Origin of the sequence: Aquipseudomonas ullengensis, assembly GCF_014174475.1 — a bacterium.
In the GTDB taxonomy this organism is placed as follows: domain Bacteria; phylum Pseudomonadota; class Gammaproteobacteria; order Pseudomonadales; family Pseudomonadaceae; genus Aquipseudomonas; species Aquipseudomonas ullengensis.
Map to the genome: position 1 here is coordinate 112251 of NZ_JACJUD010000006.1, position 20764 is coordinate 133014.

Annotated in this window: 22 protein-coding genes; 2 read left to right on the forward strand and 20 right to left on the reverse strand. The window is 64.5% G+C overall.

Features of this window, described 5'->3' with window-relative positions; genetic code table 11:
- Positions 1 to 34: 34 nt before the first annotated feature.
- The 17 genes from H3H51_RS17340 to H3H51_RS17420 form a co-directional block, all read right to left on the reverse strand.
- Complete coding sequence (locus H3H51_RS17340) at positions 35 to 3895, reverse strand: DUF6701 domain-containing protein (protein ID WP_183090330.1); 3861 nt, start codon at positions 3893 to 3895, stop codon at positions 35 to 37.
- Positions 3896 to 4017: 122 nt separating this feature from the next.
- The gene (locus H3H51_RS17345) at positions 4018 to 4464 is read right to left on the reverse strand and encodes a pilus assembly protein MshP (RefSeq protein ID WP_183090331.1); all 447 of its coding nucleotides are present in this window, start codon (positions 4462 to 4464) and stop codon (positions 4018 to 4020) included.
- Positions 4445 to 5263, reverse strand: coding sequence for a prepilin-type N-terminal cleavage/methylation domain-containing protein (locus H3H51_RS17350; protein WP_183090332.1), 819 nt, complete (start codon positions 5261 to 5263; stop codon positions 4445 to 4447). Before H3H51_RS17350 ends, H3H51_RS17345 begins: the two co-directional genes overlap by 20 nt.
- A 38-nt stretch (positions 5264 to 5301) precedes the next feature.
- Positions 5302 to 5808 (reverse strand): prepilin-type N-terminal cleavage/methylation domain-containing protein, encoded by a 507-nt coding sequence (locus H3H51_RS17355; protein ID WP_235981409.1) that lies wholly within the window; start codon positions 5806 to 5808, stop codon positions 5302 to 5304.
- The gene (locus H3H51_RS17360) at positions 5805 to 6260 is read right to left on the reverse strand and encodes a prepilin-type N-terminal cleavage/methylation domain-containing protein (RefSeq protein WP_183090333.1); all 456 of its coding nucleotides are present in this window, start codon (positions 6258 to 6260) and stop codon (positions 5805 to 5807) included. The genes H3H51_RS17355 and H3H51_RS17360 overlap by 4 nt, the downstream gene beginning before the upstream one ends.
- 6 nt (positions 6261 to 6266) lie before the next feature.
- A complete protein-coding gene (locus H3H51_RS21325; RefSeq protein WP_183090334.1) occupies positions 6267 to 6752 on the reverse strand; it encodes a type II secretion system protein in 486 nt (161 codons plus the stop codon).
- 19 nt (positions 6753 to 6771) lie between these two features.
- A complete protein-coding gene (locus tag H3H51_RS21330) occupies positions 6772 to 7311 on the reverse strand; it encodes a prepilin-type N-terminal cleavage/methylation domain-containing protein (protein ID WP_183090335.1) in 540 nt (179 codons plus the stop codon).
- An 8-nt stretch (positions 7312 to 7319) separates the two neighbouring features.
- Positions 7320 to 7847, reverse strand: coding sequence for a hypothetical protein (locus H3H51_RS17375; RefSeq protein WP_183090336.1), 528 nt, complete (start codon positions 7845 to 7847; stop codon positions 7320 to 7322).
- Entirely contained in the window at positions 7844 to 9079 is a 1236-nt protein-coding gene (locus H3H51_RS17380) for a type II secretion system F family protein (RefSeq protein WP_183090337.1), read from the reverse strand. Before H3H51_RS17380 ends, H3H51_RS17375 begins: the two co-directional genes overlap by 4 nt.
- Positions 9079 to 10803: a GspE/PulE family protein gene (locus H3H51_RS17385; protein WP_183090338.1), complete on the reverse strand. Its 1725-nt coding sequence runs from the start codon at positions 10801 to 10803 to the stop codon at positions 9079 to 9081. Before H3H51_RS17385 ends, H3H51_RS17380 begins: the two co-directional genes overlap by 1 nt.
- The gene (locus tag H3H51_RS17390) at positions 10800 to 12158 is read right to left on the reverse strand and encodes a tetratricopeptide repeat protein (RefSeq protein WP_183090339.1); all 1359 of its coding nucleotides are present in this window, start codon (positions 12156 to 12158) and stop codon (positions 10800 to 10802) included. The genes H3H51_RS17385 and H3H51_RS17390 overlap by 4 nt, the downstream gene beginning before the upstream one ends.
- Positions 12155 to 13087: an ExeA family protein gene (locus H3H51_RS17395; protein ID WP_183090340.1), complete on the reverse strand. Its 933-nt coding sequence runs from the start codon at positions 13085 to 13087 to the stop codon at positions 12155 to 12157. The genes H3H51_RS17390 and H3H51_RS17395 overlap by 4 nt, the downstream gene beginning before the upstream one ends.
- A 4-nt stretch (positions 13088 to 13091) precedes the next feature.
- On the reverse strand, positions 13092 to 14690 hold the full coding sequence (locus H3H51_RS17400; protein ID WP_235981411.1) for a pilus (MSHA type) biogenesis protein MshL: 1599 nt from the start codon (positions 14688 to 14690) through the stop codon (positions 13092 to 13094).
- A gap of 5 nt (positions 14691 to 14695) precedes the next feature.
- Entirely contained in the window at positions 14696 to 15013 is a 318-nt protein-coding gene (locus H3H51_RS17405) for a type II secretion system protein N (RefSeq protein WP_328803677.1), read from the reverse strand.
- The gene (gene gspM / locus H3H51_RS17410) at positions 15006 to 15710 is read right to left on the reverse strand and encodes a type II secretion system protein GspM (RefSeq protein WP_183090342.1); all 705 of its coding nucleotides are present in this window, start codon (positions 15708 to 15710) and stop codon (positions 15006 to 15008) included. The genes H3H51_RS17405 and gspM overlap by 8 nt, the downstream gene beginning before the upstream one ends.
- Positions 15707 to 16312, reverse strand: coding sequence for a PilN domain-containing protein (locus H3H51_RS17415; protein WP_183090343.1), 606 nt, complete (start codon positions 16310 to 16312; stop codon positions 15707 to 15709). The genes gspM and H3H51_RS17415 overlap by 4 nt, the downstream gene beginning before the upstream one ends.
- Positions 16312 to 17229 carry a type IV pilus biogenesis protein PilM gene (locus H3H51_RS17420; protein WP_235981412.1) on the reverse strand — a complete coding sequence of 306 codons (918 nt, stop codon included), beginning with the start codon at positions 17227 to 17229 and terminating at the stop codon, positions 16312 to 16314. The genes H3H51_RS17415 and H3H51_RS17420 overlap by 1 nt, the downstream gene beginning before the upstream one ends.
- Positions 17230 to 17323: 94 nt before the next feature.
- Between H3H51_RS17420 and trmL the strand changes: the two genes are divergently transcribed.
- Positions 17324 to 17785, forward strand: coding sequence for a tRNA (uridine(34)/cytosine(34)/5-carboxymethylaminomethyluridine(34)-2'-O)-methyltransferase TrmL (gene trmL, locus H3H51_RS17425; protein WP_183090344.1), 462 nt, complete (start codon positions 17324 to 17326; stop codon positions 17783 to 17785).
- A gap of 98 nt (positions 17786 to 17883) precedes the next feature.
- On the opposite strand, the gene secB is transcribed toward trmL, so the two are convergent.
- Genes secB through H3H51_RS17440 form a run of 3 tightly spaced genes read right to left on the reverse strand, consistent with a single transcriptional unit; the run spans position 17884 to position 19059 of the window.
- Complete coding sequence (gene secB, locus H3H51_RS17430; RefSeq protein WP_183090345.1) at positions 17884 to 18354, reverse strand: protein-export chaperone SecB; 471 nt, start codon at positions 18352 to 18354, stop codon at positions 17884 to 17886.
- A gap of 35 nt (positions 18355 to 18389) precedes the next feature.
- The gene (gene grxC / locus H3H51_RS17435; RefSeq protein WP_183090346.1) at positions 18390 to 18644 is read right to left on the reverse strand and encodes a glutaredoxin 3; all 255 of its coding nucleotides are present in this window, start codon (positions 18642 to 18644) and stop codon (positions 18390 to 18392) included.
- Between the two features lies 1 nt (position 18645).
- A complete protein-coding gene (locus tag H3H51_RS17440) occupies positions 18646 to 19059 on the reverse strand; it encodes a rhodanese-like domain-containing protein (protein ID WP_183090347.1) in 414 nt (137 codons plus the stop codon).
- Positions 19060 to 19202: 143 nt separating this feature from the next.
- Here H3H51_RS17440 and gpmI point away from each other — a divergent pair, with 143 nt between their 5' ends.
- Positions 19203 to 20738: a 2,3-bisphosphoglycerate-independent phosphoglycerate mutase gene (gpmI, locus tag H3H51_RS17445; protein ID WP_183090348.1), complete on the forward strand. Its 1536-nt coding sequence runs from the start codon at positions 19203 to 19205 to the stop codon at positions 20736 to 20738.
- The last annotated feature ends 26 nt before the right edge of the window (positions 20739 to 20764 follow it).

Consider the following 20764-nt stretch of genomic DNA (forward strand, 5'->3'; position numbering starts at 1 on the left):
AAAAGGCCACCTTCTCAGGTGGCCTTTTTGCTTTCTAGCGGTACACCTCGCGGCGGTAGATCAGCGGTGTGGCGCCGCGATAGATACCGAAGCTGGCCAACCCCCGCGCCTCGCTGCGGGTAATGCCATCCCAGGCGAAATACAGCCAGCTTGGCATCAGCGAATAGCGGGCCTGCACCGAGCCATCGTTGCCACTGCCGGGGGAGCTGAGTAGCAGACTGCCTATACCCACCGAGGGAGCTGTCGAGGTCGGCGTGGTTTCGCCAACTGCCAGATTGCCGGTATAGCCATCGAGCGCCGGAACGCCCAGGACTGCCGAGGTGGTGCAGGTATCCAGCCCCTCGGCCTGGAAGCTGCCACCTGCGATGTTCTGCCAGCTCTCCAGGCTTACAGGCAGAGCCAGGCTCTGTAGCTCCGAACCGTGGGCATTGCCGATGCGCAGGCGGCCCAGGCGGACTTCGCTGCCCAGGTTGTTGGCCGCATCGACCGTGAAGTCGTAGCTGAAATCCTGGCAACCGCCCCCCGTGCCATAACAGACCTCCTGGAGCTGATCCACTTCGCGCAGGCTGGCGGCGAGAAAGGTCTGGCGAACCTGGGCCGCGAACGGATAGTCGTCGCTGCTGGGCAGTAGCGCTGGCTGGTAGAGCAGTTGCTCGCCCGTCCAACGGTAGGTACGAGTGCCATCGCCATTATCCGCCCCGACGACTTGCCGAAGCGCTTCCACACCCGCCTGCTCAAGTTGCGTGGCCAGGCGCGCATCGCGGGCGGGGCTACCGGTATTCGAGCTGTAGGTGCCCACGCCCGGGGCGGCGAGTTTCCAGAAGGCGCCCCGGTCGTAGTTCTTGGTGACACCGTCGGAACGGTTCTTGGCCGTGACCGTCAGGGTCGGCTGGCGATCATTGGCATAGCCCATCGGCTGGCCCTGGTAGCTGAAGGCGCTGCCACAGCTGGGCGTCAGGCTGGCATTGCCCTCGACGCTCAGATAGGCGGGGATGAAGCGGCCGACCAGATCGCTGCTGCCGCCGCTGACCGTCTCTCCATCCAGATAGCCCTGACTGGGCGGGGTGGCTGTGACGGTGAACACACCAACCTCGGAAACCGAGGGGGTCGAGAGCGTCGTATTGCCGAGTGCGTGGTTGTAGTTGAGCGGCGTCACCACACCATTGTCGCCACCGCTCGGCACTACCACCGCACTGGTCAGGCTGATGCCATCGTGGCGGAAGTTGGGCGTGGTGATATTGCCGCTGCACAGCTGCGCCGCGGTCAGCGCCTCGCCATCGGCCTGCCAGCCCACCGCACGGATGCTCAGCGGGAAGCTGTCGCCGGCACGTATGCCACCGGGGAACACGGCGCAGCTGGCGTCATTGCAGTTGCTGAGATCCCCCGTAATGGCGGCAGGCCTCTGCAGGCACAGGCCATAGGGCTTGCTGACGAACAGGTCATCGGTATCGCTGTTGTCCAGCACCAGCCCCTCGTCACCACTGCCCGCGCCGCCCACATAGCGGGCGCTCAGCTTCATCTCCCCGGCATCGTCGTAGCGCACGGTCAGCGGCGCGGTGCCGGTGGCGTCGAAGTTGAGGTTCAGACTCACAGGTGTGCCGCGCACATTGCTGCCGTTGACCACCACCGGCTGGGTGCCGCTACTCGGATTGCTATAGGCCGAGGTGAAGCTGACGCTGCGCGTGACATTGGCGAAGGCCGGCACGCACTGCAGAGCGTTGTCTGCCTTGCGCACCGCGCTGAGTGTGGCCGCCGTCGGCTTGGCCGCCAGCATGTTCGGCACCTGCAGCAACAGGCCGCTGTTGGCGTAGCTGATCTGGCAGCCGCTGGTGGAGCACACCGGCACGCTCAGCGGCTTGGTCGCCGGCACCGAGGACTGTACCCCCAGGCTGACCGTGCCGGCCGTGGGTCTACCCAGGCGGGCCTGGGCCGTACCACCGCTGAAGGTGATGGTGCTGCCGCTGACACTGGCCGGGGCAATAGCAGACCAATAGCTCGAAGGATTCAGCGTGACGCTTACCGGGTCGGTATACAGGCTGCTGCAACTGCTGTTGAGGCAAGCGCGGATAGTGACCGGCTGCGGGTTGCAGGTCAGCGCCGTGCCCGAATAGCTGAACTCGAAATGGTCGATCTGCGCGCCAATCGGGTTGATCCGCGTGGCACACACCTGCAGGTCGTCCAGCTCGTGGATATTGTTGGAGCCCCCTGTCGAGCCCGTCAGAGACAGGAAGAAGTCGCTGGGCAAGCTTGCCTGGCCGGTGATGGTACGAATATCGAAGGAAGGGACCAGCGTGGCGAAACCCGAGCCGCTGTTGCGCTCGACCATGACCATGGTTCTGCCACTGACCCGGCTGTCCAGGGTGATCCGGTAGGTATGCCCGGGACCGGCCGTGCTGCCGGAAATATCGATGCCGGGGTTCAGGTTGGCTGCCGTTCCGGCGGCGTAGCGATAGCCTGTGGTGCCGCTGCCGGAGCCACGCACCGATACCGAGTCCTGGCGCAGCCCGGGCCCGCCGACGCGGGTTTCGGTGGGGTTGGCGAAGTTGCCGTATTCATCCAGGGCGATGCCCGCCCAGCCACCGGAAAAGCCACTGGTGCCGTTGAGCTGCGCATAGCCCAGCGAGCCGCCATAGCCGCCGGGCTGCGGCGTGACCGAGGCATCGGAGAAGATCACCGCCACGCCATCGGCGCCATTGCCGTTGTAGGCGTAGTACTTGAACTGCACCTGCACGAAGTTACCGGTCGCCGGCAGCAATCGCTGCAGCGTCGCGCCGGTCGCCACGTTGCCGGTGTTGTCGGTCAGGCGCAGGCGGTTGCCGACCGTTCTCGGCACACCGAAACTGCCATTACGGCTGGTCACCGCCCAGTTGTCGGAGCCCAGGCTGGTGCGATCGAAGTTGTCGGTGAAACAGGCGGTGACGGGCGTGTTGTCGCACAGGGTGGTCGGGCTGGTCACGCTAGGCGTACAGGTGCCGTAGACCTTGCTGCTGCCGGTACCGGTGATGGTGCTCCAACTCGCCGCCGTGACATTGCCGTAGACGGTGCTGCTGCTGAAGGTGATGTTGTTGTTATTGCTGATGGTACCGGTGATCGTGCTGTTGTTGATCTCCAGCTCGTTGGTCGAGCTGATATTGCCGGTGACATAGGCGCCGCTGATGGTGATCTTGCAGCAATTGCCGCTGATATCAGCATTGATGGTGCCGCCGGTGAAGGACGATGTGCCATTGGTGGCCGTGATGGTGCCGCTGAAATTGCTGTTGCTGGCCGTAATGCCGTTGGTCGCGGTGACCGCACCGATCACATTGGTATTGGTGAAAGACGCATTGCCATTGGTACTGGCCGTGCCGGACAGGGTGCCACCCGTGACGCTCAGGCCGTTGGTGAAACTCACATTGCCGCCGACATTGGTACTGGTCAGGCTGCCGGTGCCGGTGCCCGTGACGTTGCCCGACACGCTGGAGCTGGTCAGCGTGACGCTGCCGCTGGCCGTTTCGAGCGAGCCGTTGATGGTGACGTTGGTCAGGGTAATCGCCGCGCTGCCATTTTTGACCGAGCCGTTGATGGTGGTCGCGGCATGCGGCGCGATGGTCGCGATCGGGTTATAGGCGGCCTGCAGGATGATCGGGTTGCTGGCCGTGCCGATGGTGTTGCCGCGCAGGGCGAAGCCGCCGTTGGCGGTCAGGGTCAGCGCGCTGCTGCTGGTCAAGGTGTCGCCGCTGGCGAAGCTGATCTGACCGCTGCAGGTATTGGTCGCCTGGTTCCAGTTGCCCGCCCCTCCCAGGCAAGGCGCAAAGGATGCGCTCGGTAGCGTATAGGCGGCGCCTTGCGCCTGAATTGCCAGAAGCAGCAACGCACAGGCCACTAGGAACCGTTGGAGCACGGTATTCAGGGTCATGGTCGACGCTCCACCACCGTAATCAGTTGCCGGTAGGCATAGTCGGGGCGCGTTGCTGGCACACCGCTCCGGACTGTCGAGTTAATGGGTAAACGGCTCATGACCTTCATTTCTCTCATTCACTACTGCTTGCAGCTAACTTCAGCGACTGCTTCAAGTTTGCGGTGGGCGTAGTCGAGGTCGCCCACGTTGCCACTCTGCGCCGTGGCGCTAATTGTGTAGAAGTAGTGCGTAACAGTGTCTTCCTCTTCAATCAGCTGGCTGGCAGACGGCTTCAGCTCGGGAATGGCCACCGTGAAACCATCAAGCACAAAGCTGGTGACAACAGCAGTTGTTGGCGCGGCCTCGCCACATGTGAAGGGGCGCGTGATAGTGAATAGACCCCACTCCAGCCCAGCGCTTGCCGCCTGATAGGCCCGCGCCTGCTGGATCGCCAGACTGTTGGTGCTGTTCTGGGTGACGGCCAAACGCGCCATGGCGGCGATCACCGCCGCGATGATGATGATCACGAACATCGCCGCGACCAGACCAAAGCCGCGCTGCCTCGATTCAGGGTGCATTGTCGACATGGACCTGTTGCAGCAGGGTGATGGGTTCATCGTTCTGGCTCAGAGTCAGACGCAACGTGACCAAGCCGCTACGAGTGTTGGTACCTGGGGCGTAGGTGAAAGTACAGCCGCTAACAGAGTCAACCACCAGAGACTCGACTGGGCTGGACCCATCGAGATTTGCCGATATGCCACGCCAGAGTTTGCCGGTGCCATTGCCCTCCGCATCCATACCAGCGCCGGCGCAACGGTAGCCCACTACGTCACTGGCCAGATAGAAACGGTGCTGGGGTGAGGCGTATTTGAAGCGGAAGCCCTGCAGACTGGCGCTGAGCGAACCCGCCGCCCAGGTAAAGACTTTCGGCGAGATCACCGACGGCGCGGCAGCCGCGTTCAGTTCGCTGATATCCGTGTTGTAGATGATCAGCCAGTGGGCAGTGTTGGAGGATGCCGGAGTGATCGGGCTGAGGATTTCAATGCTGCAGTCACCCACAGACTGGGTGCATTGCGGTGGGTCCAGGCGCGGGCCCACGCCGTCCGGCTGGTTGGCGCGATAACGCCCCGCCGCGGCAATCGACAGCATCTGTATTTGGCTAGAGCCAACCGTCAACGAGTTGGGCACCGCCAGGTGCACATCGCGCGCCATGCGGTTGAGTGCCACGCTGGCTTTATCCACCAGCTCGGCACGCCGGCTCTGATCGACAAAACTTTGCAAGGGGTTCGACATCACGGCACTGACCATCACCGCGACCAGCCCGGCCAAGGCAATTACCATCACCAGCTCAACTAGGGTGAAACCCGCCTGGCGGAGTTCGTGCATAACTGCCGATTCAGTACTGGCTGAACGGGCGCAGGTCATCAATAGCTCGTCCGATAGCCGGTAAGCACCAGGAGTTGCCCGGCCGGATCAGTCACGCTGACAAGAATCCGCATCGCCGCCACGCCATTCAGCGTCTGCGAGCTGACACCGACCAGAACCTGATAGGCCTCCAGGCCTGCCAATGCCGTACTTGAGATGGCACTGCGCGGGGCAAAGGGCTGGGTGCCGTCATAATAAAGTCCGTTGTAGTCGCACACATCATCAAAATTGCCACGCCCACTACCGTTATTGTCGGTAGCACAAGGTGTATTGAGCGGGAATGCCTGCAGGCTGATCTCTTCCATATAGGCCTCTGCAATGGCCAGACTCTGCTGGCGCAGCATCGGGTCGGCCGAGCGCCCACTGATGGCGGCCATGGCCGAGAACATGGCGGCCGCGGCGATGCCGATGATGACGATGGTGATAACCAGCTCGACCAGGGTCATGCCGCGTTGGGCGAAGCCAGCGTCAGGGCGGCCCCGCGAAATTGTGCTCACCGGACTCATGGCGTGGCCTCGATGAAACCGGTGCCAAGGTGCACGGTGAAGGAAAAGGCGTTACCGGCAAAACTGACGGTATTGGCACCTGTTGCGGTACCCAGCCAATCGAAGATGACGTTCAAGCCAGGATTGCCGACGTCGACTTCCTGCAGATTGCCCTGCGCGAAATCGCCACCCGATGGGTTGGCGACGGGGCTATCTTGGGCCATTCCGCCGCAGGGCGCTGCATAGCTCAGGGAGTAACCTGCGTCATTGACTATGGCCCGAATCGGGCAGCCGCTGGCCACCGCCAGCTTCTGCCCATAGCGCACAGCCGCCAGACTTTCTTCGTAGAACAGACGCTCGTCGAACACCTTTCTATCAAAGAAACGCGGCCCCACCACGGCGGCGAGGATGCCGATGATCATCATCACCATCACCAGCTCGACCAGGGTGAAGCCGCGCCCAGCTCGCCTCATACGTGATCAGCAACCGCTGTTGGTAATTGTGACAACCGGCGCTGCGGTGATAGGGGCAGTATTGTCGGCAGCCGCAGTAGCTGCCCTATAGGTCACCTGGCAGGTCGCGCTAAGTTTGCCTGTCAGTTGGTAGGTAACAGTGCTACCACCTGCCGCTGCACCGCCGGTTGCGGTGTAGTCACTAGTATCAACAATGCCCACAGCTGCGCTTATCCCGCCAGTTGCGAGAGCCTGCGGATAGCCGTTAACCATAACCACGTTAGCTCCATCTAAGTTCACCGCAGTGCCCAGCGTGACCCCTGCAGCCAGTTGTGACGAACGCGCAATGGCTGACGCAGACTTCAAGGAACCAGCCAAACCACTCAGAGAAGCCTTTTTGGCATCACTGCTCAGATCAGCAAACTTCGGCAACGCAAACGCCGCCAAAATACCGAGGATCACAATAACCATGATCAGCTCGATCAAGGTGAAACCGCTTTGTTGCTTTTTCATCGCTTTACTCCAGACGGACTCAAATGAAGGTGTAATTCACGTCGCCAGTATTGGCGTCGTAGATGATCGTGTCGTTCCTACCATCTAGTTGGTAGGTGAAGGTACAAACTGTTCCGCTGGCCGTGGTGACATAGTCGGTGCCCGCTGCACCAACGCCCACGGACGGTGCCGAACCTTGCAGGATGCTACTGAATACCTGATTGCAGGTCGCGGGGGTCATGGCCACGGTGGCAGCTGGTGCGCCAGCGAGGCCGGTACCGATGGGCCAGCCATTGGCGTTCACGTCGACAGTGCCATCACCGAAACCTCCTACGTCGATCTGGCAGGTATTGCTGGAGACGCAGTTATTGCTATTGGTGCCGCCATTGCGGTTCAACTCATATTGCGACCGCACCAGCACGACGGCCGCAGCCAAGCCACCCGTAACGCCGTTGACCGCGGCTTCGTGGGCATCCTTGGCCGAGTTGATGAAACGCGGCAGCGCCACCGCGGCCAGAATGCCGAGGATGACGATCACCACCACCAGTTCGATCAGGGTAAAGCCTTTGCTGTTCTTCATTGTGTCCCTCAGTGACTTAACAGCCCCGACGCAGACAGCTCCGCCAGGGGTACCACAGCAAGTTCCAGAGCAAACGCGGCGTCTGCTGATTGTGACGCAGTCGACATTCCATCAGGAACCGCCAACAACCGCCAGGCCCGCATTTGCTCCTCTTCCCTCGCCCATCCAGCGGCAAACCGCGCCCGGTACACCACCCAGTTCCGCGCGGGCAGCCAGTACCAGCAGCCGGATTGCGGCTCATCGCCTGCGGCCAGTTCGCCGCAGTAGCTGTCCTGCTGCCAGCGCAGCAGGACAAACGGATTCTTCTTGCGCCAGGTGGCGTCCAGCACCTGGTCCTGCGCCAACTGTTCCGCCGCCAGGCTGCTCAGGCTGGTGGCCAGGTGTTCACGAGTGGCCTCCATCGCCCGCCGCTCGCTGACCGCCAGCATCTTCCAGCCCAGCGCCAGGACGATGCCCAGCCCCATCAACACCGTCATAACCCAACCCAGCCAGCGCGCCTGGCGCACGGTGCGGTCGATCTGGTAATCCGGCGTCACGCGCCGCCCTTGGCCACCGAGGCCAGGTCCCACATGGGCAGGAACACGCCCAGCGCGAGCACCAGCACCATGATGCCCATGGCCACGATCAGGATCGGCTCGATGGCATCGGCCAACTGCTTGAGGTCGTAGTCGACTTCCTGTTCATAGAAATCGGCCACTTCGATAAACAGGTCATCCAGCGCGCCGGTCTCCTCGCCCACCGCCATCATCTGCAGCACCAGCGGGGTGAACAGGCCGCTGGACGAGGCCGTGCTGGTCAGCGCTTCGCCGCGCTCCACGCCTTCGCGCATGCCGAGGATGGCCTGGCCGATATACAGGTTGCCAACGCTGGCGCTGTTGATCGACAGGGTCTGCAGCAGCGGCACGCCGGCCTTGTACATCATGGCGAAGGTACGGGTGAAACGGGCCAGGGCGATACGCTCGAACACGCCGCCGACAATGGGCAGGCGCAGCTTGATCTCATCCCACTTCAACGCGCCGGCAGCGGTCTGCTGCCAGCGGATGAAGGCATAGATGCCGCCGGCCACCAGCAACGCCATCAGCCACCAGTAGTCCTGGAAGAACTGCGAGGTGCCGATGAGGATGCGCGTCGGCAACGGCAGCTGCGCATGGAACTGCTCGAAGACCTTGGAGAACGCGGGAATGACCAGCATGTTGATCACCACCAGCGCGACCGCCATGGCCAGCATGACGAACATCGGATAGCGGGTGGCCTGCTTGATCCGCTTGCGCGTCTCGCGCTCCATTTCCAGGTAGCCGGAGAGCTGGCGGAACGCCTGGTCGAGCTGGCCGGTGTTCTCGCCGACGCTGATCATGCTGATGAACAGGGTGCCGAACACCTTGGGATGCGCGTGCAGGGCCACGGCCATGCTCATGCCGCCTTCGAGGTCGCTGCGCACCGCCTGTAGCACTTCGCGGAAATATTCGTTGCGGTGCGACTCACCGAGGCCGCCGATGGCGCGGATGATCGGCACGCCGGCCTTGCTCAGGCTGTACATCTGCCGGCAGAAGATGATCAGTTCTTCGAGGTCGACACGCTTGCGCTTCAGCCGCTCGCTGAGGGCGGCGAGCACATCATCGCCCGCCTGCTCGGTCTGCTCCTCGATGGTCAACGGGGTGATGCGCTGGCTCAGCAGCTCGCTGGCGACGTTGTCGCTGCTGGTGCCCTGCACGACCCCGGCAACCTTGGCGCCCTGGGCGTCACGGCCGGTGTAGCGGAATTGCGACATCAGACCAACGCCTCATCGGTGAGGGTGGCGCAGACCTTCAGCACCTCCTCGACACTGGTCACCCCGCTCAGGGCGTAGTCCAGCGCACAAGCTGCCAGCGGGCGGTAGCTCGGGTTGGCCTTGGCGGCTTCGGCGAAGCCTTGCGGGTCGCTGCGGCGCAGGGCGGCGATCATCGACTCGTCCATTTCCAGCAGTTCGTAAACGCCCAGGCGCCCCGAATAGCCGCTGTTGTGGCACTGGTGGCAGCCGGTGCCGCGCTTGAACTGGCGGCCGGTCAGCGGCGCGCCGTGGAGGTTTTCCAGCCAGGCCAGCTGCTGCGGCTCGGGCGAGTGCTCTTCCATGCAGTTCTCGCACACCCGGCGCACCAGGCGCTGGGCCAGCACGGCGTTGAGCGAGGTGGCGACCAGGAACGGCTCGGCGCCCATGTCGATCAGGCGCATGGCCGAGGTCAGGGCGTCGTTGGTGTGCAGGGTCGACAGCACCAGGTGACCGGTGAGCGCCGCGCGCAAGCCGATCTCGGCGGTTTCCTGGTCGCGCATCTCGCCGATCAGCACGATGTCCGGGTCCTGGCGCAGGGCGGCGCGCAGCACGCGGGCGAAGCTCAGGTCGATCTTGGCGTTGACCTGCACCTGATTGACCCGTGGCAGGCGGTATTCCACCGGGTCTTCCACGGTGATGATCTTCTTCTCCGGGCTGTTCAGCTCGCTGAGGCCAGCGTACAGGGTGGTGGTCTTGCCCGAACCGGTGGGACCGGTGACCAGCACCAGGCCGAACGGACGTTGCAGCAGGCGGCGGAAACGCACCAGCATGTCCGCCGGCATGCCACTGGCATCGAGGCTGGACACCCCGCCGGTCTGGTCGAGCAGACGCATCACCACCGACTCGCCGAACTGCACCGGCATGGTCGAGACGCGCACGTCGATGTTGCGGTTCTTCACCCGGATGTTGAAACGGCCGTCCTGCGGCAAACGCTTCTCCGAGATATCCAGGCCGGACATGATCTTCAGGCGCATGACCAGCGCCGAGGCGATGCGCTGTTCCTTCATCACCTGTTCGTTGAGCACGCCGTCGATACGCTGGCGGATGCGCACCACGCCCTCGTCGGGCTCGATGTGGATGTCCGAGGCCTTCATCTGCACCGCGTCCTCGAACAGCGTCTGCAGCAGGCGCACCACCGGTGCGTCGGTGTTGTTGTCGGCACCGAGCTTGGACAGGTCGAAGTCGCTGTCCTGCAACTCGCCTTCCAGCTCGCCGGCGATCGAGGCGATCTCGCTGGTGCGCCGGTAAACCAGGTCGAGGGTGGCCAGCAGCTCGGCCTCGCGCACCACCGAGGGCAGCACGCGGGTCTTGAGGATGCGCTCCATCTCGTCGAGGGCGAACAGGTCGAGCGGGTCGGACATGCCGACGCGGATGCCACCGGCCTCGCGCGACAGGACCATGGCACGGAAGCGCCGGGCCATGGCCTCGGGCAGCAGTTGCACCACTTGCTGGTCGAACTTGAAGTGCTTGAGTTCGAGGAACGGAATCTTCAGCTGCTCGGACAGCGCCGTGAGCAGCTTCACCTCGCCAACGAAGCCGAGGTCGACCACCGTGCGGCCGAGCTTGGAGCCGGTGCGCTTCTGCTCCTGCAGCGCCAGTTGCAGCTGCGCCTCGCTGATCAGCCCTGCCTGGATCAGCAGGTCACCGAGGCGCACCTTGCGCTGGCGTACGTCGTCCTGGGTCATCCGCGACCTCCCAGCGCCGAGGCGCGTTCACTGGCAAAGCGTCGGGCGCTTTCGTCCAGCCCCAGCCCTTGCAGGGCCAGGCGATAATGACGGCCGGCCTCGGCCGGTTGATCGAGCTGTTCCAGGGCGATGGCCAGGCCCAGCTGCCAGGTCGCCTGGCTGGGGCGCAGGGCGATCAGCTGCCGGTACAGGGCGGCGCTTTCCTGCCATTGCCCGGTCTGCTGGTAGCTGGCCGCCAGCAGGGCATGGTAAGTCGGCTCCTGCAGCAGGCTCGGGGCGTTCTGTTCGAGGGTGGCGACGGCGCCCTTGGTGTCGCCGGCCTGCAACTGGGTGCGGGCCAGCAGCAGGCGCAGTTCGCTGTCGTGCGGCATTTGCGCCAGCTGCGCCGGCAACCAGCCGAGCAAGCGCTGCTGCTGGCCGCCGGCCAGGTAGGCGCGCGCCAGCCAGCGCAGCACCTCGGGGTCACGCCCGCGGGTCTTGTGCAAGGTTTCCAGTTCACGGATGGCGCGTGGGTAGTCGCCATCCTGCAGCGCCTGGCGAGCCACGCTCAGGGCATCGGGCTGATAGGGCGCGATCTTCACTTCGGGCGGCCCGCTGGGGCGAGCCGGCGGCTGCGGCGCCACGACCTTGGCCGGGGCGCTGGCCGGCGCGAGCGGCGCACTGGCCCAGCTCGGCAACGGGGCTTCGGCCTCGGGCTCGATGGCGGGTGTAGCGGACGGCAACTGCTCCAGTTCCACCGGCGCTTCGGCAACCGGGGTGGGCGCCAGCGGCACTTCGATCCACAGCAACCAGCGATCACCCGCCGGCTCCAGGCGATCACGCACCTCCAGGTTGTCGCCCATGCCGACCAGCAACACCTGGACATCGCTGCCCTGCGCGTCGACTCGCCACGACAGGCTGCTGCCAGGATGCTGTACCCGCCCGGACTGCGCCTGCCCCGCCAGTTGCACGCCCGGCAGACGCAGGCTCACCGCGCCGCTTTCCTCGATGCGCTGGTAGGGCACCGAGCGGTCGAGGAGCAGTTGCAGCACCAGGCTGTGGCCGTTGTTCTGCGGCAACACTTCCAGCAGGCGCGGCGCAACAACCGCCGGCACCACGGCCGCCTCCTCGCGTTTGGGGAAGTTGCCGCCCCAGGGAATCTGGCCGTTGACCACGCGCCCGATCATCAACCCCACCAGAAAGCCGAGCAGCACCACGGCGCCCAGCCAGACCAGGCCACGGCGCAGGCGTTCGCTGCGTTCGCGACGGGCCGCGCCGGCTTCGTCCACCGGCTGCAGGCCTTCCAGGGCGAGCCGTTCGGCCGGGGCCGCGCGGCGCTCTTCGAGGTCGCGCAGCATGTCGTTGACCAGGCTCATGGCAGCAACTCCCGCCAGTTCGCCAGCCACGGCCACGCGCCGACTACCGCCACCAGCGACAGGCTGACCGCGGCCAGGCTCCAGCCGAGCCAGGCCTGGCTGCGGCGCAGGAACGGCTGGGCGCCTTCGGTATCCAGCTGCGCCCGGCGCACCTGGCGGGCCGTGACCTGCCGGGTGCCTTCGCCATAGGCGACCATCAGCGCCTTGTGCGCGAGGATGTTGATCAGCCGTGGAATGCCGCCACTGCCACGCACCAGGCCGCGCACGGCAGCGCCGCCGAACAGTGGCTCGCCCCGGTAGCCGGCCACGGCCAGGCGCTCACTGAGGTAGCGGGTGGTGTCTTTCACATCCAGCGGGCGCAGACGGTAGGAAAAGGTGATGCGCTGGCGCAACTGGCGGAACTCGGTGCGCTCCAGGGTCGCGTCCAGCTCCGGCTGGCCGAACAGCACCACCTGCAGCAGCTTGGCCTGCTCGGTTTCCAGGTTGGTCAGCAGACGCAGCGCCTCGAGGGTGGCGGTCGGCAGGGCCTGGGCCTCGTCGATCAGCACCACGGTGCTTTTGCCGGCAGCGGCCAGCTCGATCAGGCGCCGGTGCAGTACATCCAGCAGGGCCTGGGAATCCAGCTCATCGATGGCCTCGATGTGCAGCTCACGGGCCAACGCCTGGCGCAGACCGATCGGGCTCATGCCCGGGTTGGGCAGGTAGGCCAGCTGGTAGCGCTGGTCATCCAGCTGATTGAGCAGGGCGCGGCACAGCAGGGTCTTGCCGGTGCCCACTTCGCCGGTGACCTTGATGAAGCCCTCGCCCTCCCCCAGCGCCACGCGCAGCAGGTTGAGGCACGCCTGATAGGGCGCCAGCTGCACCAGGAAGCCGGTATTGGGGGTCAGCGCGAACGGCTTCTCGCGCAGGCCGAAGAAGGCTTCGTACATCGCCTTATCTCAGTTCCTTGAAGGTGTCTGCGCTCTTGCGCAGCTCATCCAGCCAGACGTCGTCGTTGACCACCTGCGGACGCATGAGGATCACCAGTTCGCTCTTTTTCAGGCTCTTGCGCTGCTGTTTGAACAGCGCGCCCACGAACGGCAGGCTGCTGGCCCATGGCACTTCGGCGTCGGTGTTGTCGCTGTCGTTCTGCAGCAGACCGCCGATCACCACCACCTGGCCGCTGCGGGCGCGCACGATGGAGTCGGACTGGCGCGACGTGGACAGCGCCAGGGGCAGGTTGAACACGTTGTCCTCGCCCAGCACGATGGTCTTGTTCTGATCGACAACGCGGCTGACGGTCGGCCGCACGTGCAGGGTGACCACATCGTTCTGGTCGATCTGCGGGGTGACGTCGAGCGAGATGCCGGAGAAGAACGGCGTCAGGGTCAGGTCCTGGGTCGGCTGGGTCACACCGGCCACCGTGCTGGTGCTGCTGTTGGACGACACTTCGGTGACGAAGAACTCATCGGTGCCGACCTTGATCACCGCCTTCTGGTTGTTCAGCGTGGAAATCCGCGGGCTGGACAGCACGCGGACTTCGCCCTGGGTCTGCAGCAACTGGATCAGCCCAGTGAAATCGCCCAGGCTCAGCGCGGTGCTGAACACCCCGCCGATGTCGGTCGGGCCGCTCAGGGTATCGCCATTGATGCCCGCCGAGACATCGTCGCCCAGCTGGCTCCAGGTGATACCCGCCTGGAACTCGTCACTCAGTTGCACTTCGAGAATCTTGGTTTCCAGGATCACCTGGCGCTGCAGGTTGCGCTGCGCCTGTTCGAGGAAGCGCGCGACGTTCTCCTGGTCGGCACTGTTGGCGCGCACCACCAGCAGGCTGGCCTGCGGGTTGACCACCACGCTGTTGCCCTGCTCGCCGCCGACGATGATTTTCACCACGCCTTCCACTTCCTTCCAGAAGTCGACATTGCTGGAGGTCACCACCTTGCTCGCATTGAGCGTGGTCACGGTGCTGTCGTTGCTGCTGTTACTGCTGCCGTTGCTGCTACTGCTATCGCTATTGCTGCTGGTGCTTTCCACCTGGCCCGAGCTGACCCGGGTGTCGGACTCGCCGACCCGCTGCAGGTTGAGGTAGTTGAGGTCGTAGCTGCGGGTAATCACCTTGTTCGGCAGGATCTGGTAGCCGTAGCTGGTGCGCCGGTAGTCATAGCCATAGCTGTCGCGCACCGCGGCCAGCACTTCTTCCAGGGTGACCCGGCGCAGGCTGAAGGTGATGTTGCCGGTGACTTCCGGGTGCACCACCAGGTTCTGCCCGGCGCCATCCATCAGGCTGAGGAAGAAATCGCGGGCCGGCATGTCGTTGGCCGATACGTCGAAGCGCGGGCCACCGCTGTAGCTGGCCGAGGTCGACAGGGGCGGAATCAACGCGGCCTGCACCGAAGGCGGCGGCACGACCTTGGCCTGGGCCTGCTGGATGCTTTCATCGAGCAACTTGCCGCTCTGTTCGTAGAGCTGCTTGTCGCCGTCGATGAAGGTCTGGCAGGCGCTCAGCAGGCAGGCCAGGCTCAGCAGGCCGAGGCTCGGTAGGCGTTTGGTCATGGGCATCATCGACTCGGTTTCATTACGGGTTCGGCCAGGCGCAACAGCTCACGCTGGCCCTGGCGCTCAATCAGAACGGAGCTCGGGTAGATCGCCACCAGGCGCGCGCCGGCAATCTCCTCGCCGGTACGCAGGCGCTGGCCGCTGATCACCGCACGGCTGCCATAGGCGCCGTGGAAGATCGCCTGCAACTGCAACGCAGCTGGCGCATCGGCCGTGGTCGCCGGGCGCAGGTTGACGGGCGGCTGGGTCGGATCGATCGGCTGCGCCAGCACACCGGCGCTGCCCAGCAGCAGGCCGAGAACAACAGTGACTCTAAACACCCACCCACCCCGCCTTGCTGCTCAAGGTATACAGCTTCAGGCTGATCTGCGCGCGCGCCGGACCAGCCTTGCCAACCTGGTAGTCGAGGCTTTCCCAGTTCAGTTTCCAGCCGCCACCTTCCGGCCCGACCGGGGCCTGCTGAACCTTCTGCACGGTTTGCAGGTAGCCCAGCAGGTCGAAAAAACCACCTTCCAGCGTGAGCACCAGGCCATGCCGATAGAGGCTGACCGGTACGACCGCGAGCTTGTCGGCTGGCGCCTTGTCCGCAGCACTGGCCGACTCCAGCTGCACAGGCTCGCTGAAGCTTTGCAGCCCCACCAGGTGCAGGTTCGGCTGGCTCTGCAACAGCGTCTGCAGGACGTCTTTCATCTTCTCCGGAGTGACCATCTCGGCGGTTTCCCGCTCGATCTGCTGCACCAACTCGTCGCGACTGGCCGAAGCGGCCAGCAGGGCGCTGCGATAGGACAGATTGGGGTCGGCAGCCAGCTTGCCTTGCAGATCGGCCAGCCCCGCCTCAGCCTCCAGGCGCCGGCCTTCCGCCAGTTTAATCGCCGCGCTCTGGCTAGCCAGGCGGGTGCTCAGCGGGTCGCCCACCAGCAACAGATAAAGGGCACCCAACAGCGCCAGGCCGACGCCGAAGGTCAGCCACTGCTCGCGAGGAACCATGCCCTGCCAACGTTGCAGCAATTTGTTCATGGGGTTTTCTCCTTGTCGTCGGCACGCGAGGACAGGTCGAAGTGCAGCAGCTGGTCGTCGCCACGCTGCACGTCGAAACGGGCAAATTCACGGCCCTTGAACACCGGGCTCCGGCCAAGGCGTTCGAGGTAGCGGGGCAGGTCTTCCTGCTGCTGGCTGAAACCCTGCAGGCGCATCTGGCTACCACCTTCGCTCAGCGCGATGCCGCTCAGCCACAGGCCGCCTTGCGGGTGCTGCTCGGCCAGCGCCAGCAACGGGGCCACGAAGCCACTGCGCTGCTGGCCGGCGAGCACGCCGAGGTAGTTGATCAAGCGTTGCAGCTCGCGGTTCTGCGCCTCACGCCCTGCCAGCTCACCGGGTAAGCGGGCATCCAGGGTCGGCTCGACGTAGCTGGCCTGGACGGCCGCGAGGCGGGTTTCCTGTTCCTGGGCACCCAGCTCGGCCTGTTGCAGACGCTGGTTGGCGCCGCGCAGCTGCCAGCCCTGCCAGGCGCCGTGCAGCAGGCAAGCCAGCAGCAGTACCGCGAGCAAGCCAAGCATCTGCGTGCGCTGCGGGCCGCTGCGGCTGGGCCGGACGACTTGATAGAGGTTGAGGTTCTGCATCAGCGAACCTCCTGACGCAGGGCGGCGCCGACTGCAGCCATGCAGTAGGCCTGCTCCTGCTCATCCAGCTCGGCGGCGGCCTGGCCGGGGAACAGCTCGCGCAAGTCGAGCGCCTGCAGCTTCACCGCCAGGCCTGCGGACAACGCCTGCATGGTTGCAGCGCCATTGCGCTTGGCCGGCAGCAGCAACAGGCGATTGATGTAGCCCTTGCCCAATTGGCTCTCGAAGTAATCGAGCGAGCGCTGGATCTCCAGGGTCACGGTGGCGAAGTCGTCGCCGGCGTGCTCCAAGCCCTGTTCGATTCGGCGCGCCATGTACAGGTCTGCTCCGTTCTGCACACAGATCAGGCCCTCGCTGGAGCGCAGGCGCAGCACGGCGATGTTCATGCCTTCGGCACCGGCTTGCAGGCCGAGGTTGCGGAAGGCCATTTCGGTGACATCGATGCTCTGCGGCTTCAGCCCCGCATGGGTGAGCATGTCCAGCCAGCCCTGCATGTGCCCCTTGCCCAGCACGGCGCAGTAGGCCATGCGCGAGCGGCCACGGTAGGCGTCTTCGGGAAGGGTGAAGGCATCGACCACGACCTGATCGATCGGCTCGGGAATCAGGTCCTTGACCCGCCAGCGCAGCGCGTCGCGCAGCTCTTCGGCGGGCACGTCGGGGCTGTCGAGCAGGAGCATCTGATAAGTAGCGGGGTGCAATACCAGGTTGACCGGTACACCGGCCAGGCCCAGTTCAGCGACCAGGCGCTTGAGCAGGGCTGGCTGTTCGGCGGGCGCCGCCTGGCGGAACAGGCAGTCGAGCAGCCGCGGAGCTTCCCCGGGGTTGCGCTGCACACGCGCCAGGGCGATGCCTTCAGGGCCTGTCTCGATACCCAGCAGGCCGTCCGCTCTAGTTGTTTTTTTTGCGAACCACAGCAACTGCACATCCCCTCTGGTGTTCAGCACCCACAACAAACGCCGAGTGGCAGCACGCTGTAGAATGCTACCACCTGCCCTGCTCCGAGCCTGATCAATGTTCCATGTCGTTCTGTTCCAGCCCGAGATTCCCCCGAACACCGGCAACATCATCCGCCTGTGTGCCAATACCGGTTGTCAGCTGCATCTGATCGAGCCACTGGGCTTCGATCTGGACGACAAACGCCTACGCCGTGCGGGGCTGGATTACCACGAATACGCGACATTAAAACGCCACCATTCACTGGCGGACTGTATCACGGAAACCGCTTGCGACAGGATATTGGCATTTACCACAAAAGCTAGCCACAGCTATGCGCAGATGGAATTCAAGCGCGGCGACTTGTTGTTGTTCGGCCCCGAAAGCCGCGGCCTGCCCGCCGATATTCTGGCGCAGATTCCCGACCCGCATCGCCTACGCATGCCCATGCGCCCGGAGTGTCGCAGCCTGAACCTGTCCAACGCCGTGGCGGTGGTGGTCTACGAGGCGTGGCGCCAGAACGGCTTTGCCATGGAGTAGCCACGGCGCTGCTCGCATTCGCGAGCAGAGCTCGCTCCTACAGAAAACCAGGCAGAAAAAAAGCGCCCCGCGGGGCGCTTTTTTCATGGCTGCAAGCATCAGGCTTCGGCGGGCGCCTGCTGACGCTGCAGTTCCTGGGCGTACAGCGCGTCGAAGTTCACCGGAGCCAGCATCAGCGCCGGGAACGAGCCACGGGTGACCAGGTTGTCCAGCGCCTCACGGGCGTACGGGAACAGGATGTTCGGGCAGAAGGCGCCCAGGGTGTGGCTCATGGACGCGGCGTCCAGGCCCTTGATCAGGAAGATACCGGCCTGCTGCACTTCGGCGATGAAGGCGATTTCTTCGCCATTCTTCACGGTCACCGAGAGGGTCAGCACCACTTCGCTGAAGTCACCTTCCAGCGCGCGCTGGCGGGTGTTGAGGTCCAGGGCGACGCTCGGCGCCCACTCCTGGCGGAAGATTTCCGGGCTTTTCGGCGCTTCGAAGGACAGGTCCTTGACGTAGATGCGTTGCAGGGAGAACTGCGGGCCCTGATCGTTCTGGCCGGCGGTGTTGGCTTGTTCAGTCATGACAGAGTCTTCTTATTGACGGGTTACGAAAGGGTTCAGGCGCGCAGCAAGGCATCGAGCTTGCCGGCGCGCTCCAGGGCATACAGGTCGTCGCAGCCACCGACATGGGTGCTGCCGATCCAGATCTGCGGCACCGAGGTGCGCCCGGCCTTGCGGGTCATCTCGGCACGCGCGGCCGGCTGGCCGTCCACACTGATCTCGGTAAAGGCCACGCCCTTGCCGCTCAGCAGTTGCTTGGCGCGCACGCAGTACGGGCACCAGGCGCTGGAATACACGACGACCTCAGGCATGTCACTTGACCACGGGCAGGTTGTCACCACGCCAGGTGGCGATGCCGCCGCCCAGTTTGGCGGCGGTGAAGCCGGCCTTTTTCAGTTCGCTGGCAGCGCTGCCGGCGTGCTGGCCGATGGCGTCGACCACGATGATGGTCTTGGCCTTGTGCTTCTCCAGCTCAGCCATGCGGCCGGCCAGTTTCTCGTAAGGAATGTTCAGCGCATCGACGATATGGCCGGTGGCGAAGTCCTTGTTGTTACGCACATCCAGGACGACGCCCTGGTCGCTGTTGACCAGCGCCGTCAGCTCGCGAGTGGACAGGCTCTTGCCACCCTTGCGCAGCTCGGTCACCAGCAGCAACGCCAGAAGCAGGGCGAAGCATCCGGTCAATACATAGTGGTTAGTGGCAAATTCAATCAGGTGGGCCAACATCGCGGGGTTCCAGAGCGGTAAAATGCCGGCCAGTATACACAGCCCCACAGGTCGGCCAAGCCCCGCCCGGCGGTGACGCCGCAGGCTGTTGGCCTTACCATATGCGACCTTTTTCGACCCTCCTGTACAGCGAGCCAGCCTTTATGAGCGCCACGCCCAAACCCCTGGTCCTGATCATCCTCGACGGCTTCGGTCATAGCGACAGCCCCGAGTACAACGCCATCTATGCCGCCAACACCCCGGTTTACGATCACCTGCGCGCCACCCAGCCGCACGGTTTGATCTCCGGCAGCGGCATGGACGTAGGCCTGCCGGACGGGCAGATGGGCAACTCCGAAGTCGGCCACATGAACCTTGGCGCCGGCCGCGTGGTGTACCAGGACTTCACCCGGGTGACCAAGGCGATCCGCGACGGCGAGTTCTTCGACAATGCCGTCATCAACCAGGCTGTCGATAAGGCCGTCGGCGCCGGCAAGGCCGTGCACATCCTCGGCCTGCTCTCCGATGGCGGCGTGCACAGCCACCAGGACCACCTGGCCGCCATGGCCGAACTGGCCGCCCAGCGCGGCGCCGAGAAGATCTACCTGCACGCCTTCCTTGATGGCCGTGACACCCCGCCGAAAAGCGCGCAGTCGTCGATCGAACTGCTCGACGCCACCTTCGCCAAGCTCGGCAAGGGCCGCATCGCCAGCCTGGTCGGCCGCTACTTCGCCATGGACCGCGACAACCGCTGGGACCGTGTCGAACAGGCCTACAACCTGATCGTCGACGGCAACGGCCAGTTCAACGCCGCCAGCGCCGTCGAAGGCCTGGCCGCTGCCTACGAGCGCGGCGAGAGCGACGAGTTCGTCAAGGCCACTACCATCGGCGAAGCGGTACGCGTCGAAGACGGCGACGCCGTGGTGTTCATGAACTTCCGCGCCGACCGCGCCCGCGAGCTGACCCGCGCCTTCGTCGAGGCCGAGTTCAAGGACTTCGCCCGCAGCCGCGCCCCGCAACTGGCCGGCTTCGTCATGCTGACCCAGTACGCAGCGAGCATCCCGGCGCCCAGCGCGTTCAAGCCGGCACCGCTGACCAACGTGCTCGGCGAATACCTGGCCAACAACGGCAAGACCCAGCTGCGCATCGCCGAAACCGAGAAATACGCCCACGTCACCTTCTTCTTCTCTGGCGGCCGCGAAGAGCCGTTCGCCGGCGAGGAGCGCATCCTCATCCCGTCGCCCAACGTCGCCACCTACGACCTGCAGCCACAGATGAGCGCGCCGGAAGTCACCGACAAGATCGTCGATGCCATCGAGAACCAGCGCTACGACGTGATCGTCGTCAACTACGCCAACGGCGACATGGTCGGCCACACCGGCGTGTTCTCCGCCGCCGTGGCCGCTGTGGAATGCCTGGACACCTGCGTCGGGCGTATCGTCGCGGCGCTGGACAAGGTCGGTGGCGAAGCCCTGATCACCGCCGACCACGGCAACGTCGAGCAGATGGAAGACGAGTGCACCGGCCAGGCGCACACCGCGCACACCTGCGAGCCCGTGCCGTTCATCTATGTTGGCAAACGCGCTGTCAGCCTGCGTGATGGTGGCGTGCTGGCCGACGTGGCGCCGACCCTGCTGACCCTGATGGGCCTGCCGCAGCCGGAAGAAATGACCGGCACCAGCATCATCAGCCTGCAATAAGCAGCGCTGCAGCACGAAACGCCTGC

Coding starts and splice junctions, on each gene's coding strand:
- trmL (WP_183090344.1), top strand. CDS start 17,324: ATGTTCCATGTCGTTCTGTTCCAGCCCGAGATTCCCCCGAACACCGGC.
- H3H51_RS21325 (WP_183090334.1), bottom strand. CDS start 6,752: ATGAAAAAGCAACAAAGCGGTTTCACCTTGATCGAGCTGATCATGGTT.
- H3H51_RS17400 (WP_235981411.1), bottom strand. CDS start 14,690: ATGACCAAACGCCTACCGAGCCTCGGCCTGCTGAGCCTGGCCTGCCTG.
- grxC (WP_183090346.1), bottom strand. CDS start 18,644: ATGCCTGAGGTCGTCGTGTATTCCAGCGCCTGGTGCCCGTACTGCGTG.
- H3H51_RS17350 (WP_183090332.1), bottom strand. CDS start 5,263: ATGCACGAACTCCGCCAGGCGGGTTTCACCCTAGTTGAGCTGGTGATG.
- gpmI (WP_183090348.1), top strand. CDS start 19,203: ATGAGCGCCACGCCCAAACCCCTGGTCCTGATCATCCTCGACGGCTTC.
- H3H51_RS17340 (WP_183090330.1), bottom strand. CDS start 3,895: ATGACCCTGAATACCGTGCTCCAACGGTTCCTAGTGGCCTGTGCGTTG.
- secB (WP_183090345.1), bottom strand. CDS start 18,354: ATGACTGAACAAGCCAACACCGCCGGCCAGAACGATCAGGGCCCGCAG.
- H3H51_RS17395 (WP_183090340.1), bottom strand. CDS start 13,087: ATGTACGAAGCCTTCTTCGGCCTGCGCGAGAAGCCGTTCGCGCTGACC.
- gspM (WP_183090342.1), bottom strand. CDS start 15,710: ATGAACAAATTGCTGCAACGTTGGCAGGGCATGGTTCCTCGCGAGCAG.
- H3H51_RS21330 (WP_183090335.1), bottom strand. CDS start 7,311: ATGAAGAACAGCAAAGGCTTTACCCTGATCGAACTGGTGGTGGTGATC.
- H3H51_RS17360 (WP_183090333.1), bottom strand. CDS start 6,260: ATGAGGCGAGCTGGGCGCGGCTTCACCCTGGTCGAGCTGGTGATGGTG.
- H3H51_RS17345 (WP_183090331.1), bottom strand. CDS start 4,464: ATGTCGACAATGCACCCTGAATCGAGGCAGCGCGGCTTTGGTCTGGTC.
- H3H51_RS17390 (WP_183090339.1), bottom strand. CDS start 12,158: ATGAGCCTGGTCAACGACATGCTGCGCGACCTCGAAGAGCGCCGCGCG.
- H3H51_RS17380 (WP_183090337.1), bottom strand. CDS start 9,079: ATGTCGCAATTCCGCTACACCGGCCGTGACGCCCAGGGCGCCAAGGTT.
- H3H51_RS17385 (WP_183090338.1), bottom strand. CDS start 10,803: ATGACCCAGGACGACGTACGCCAGCGCAAGGTGCGCCTCGGTGACCTG.
- H3H51_RS17355 (WP_235981409.1), bottom strand. CDS start 5,808: ATGAGTCCGGTGAGCACAATTTCGCGGGGCCGCCCTGACGCTGGCTTC.
- H3H51_RS17440 (WP_183090347.1), bottom strand. CDS start 19,059: ATGTTGGCCCACCTGATTGAATTTGCCACTAACCACTATGTATTGACC.
- H3H51_RS17415 (WP_183090343.1), bottom strand. CDS start 16,312: ATGCAGAACCTCAACCTCTATCAAGTCGTCCGGCCCAGCCGCAGCGGC.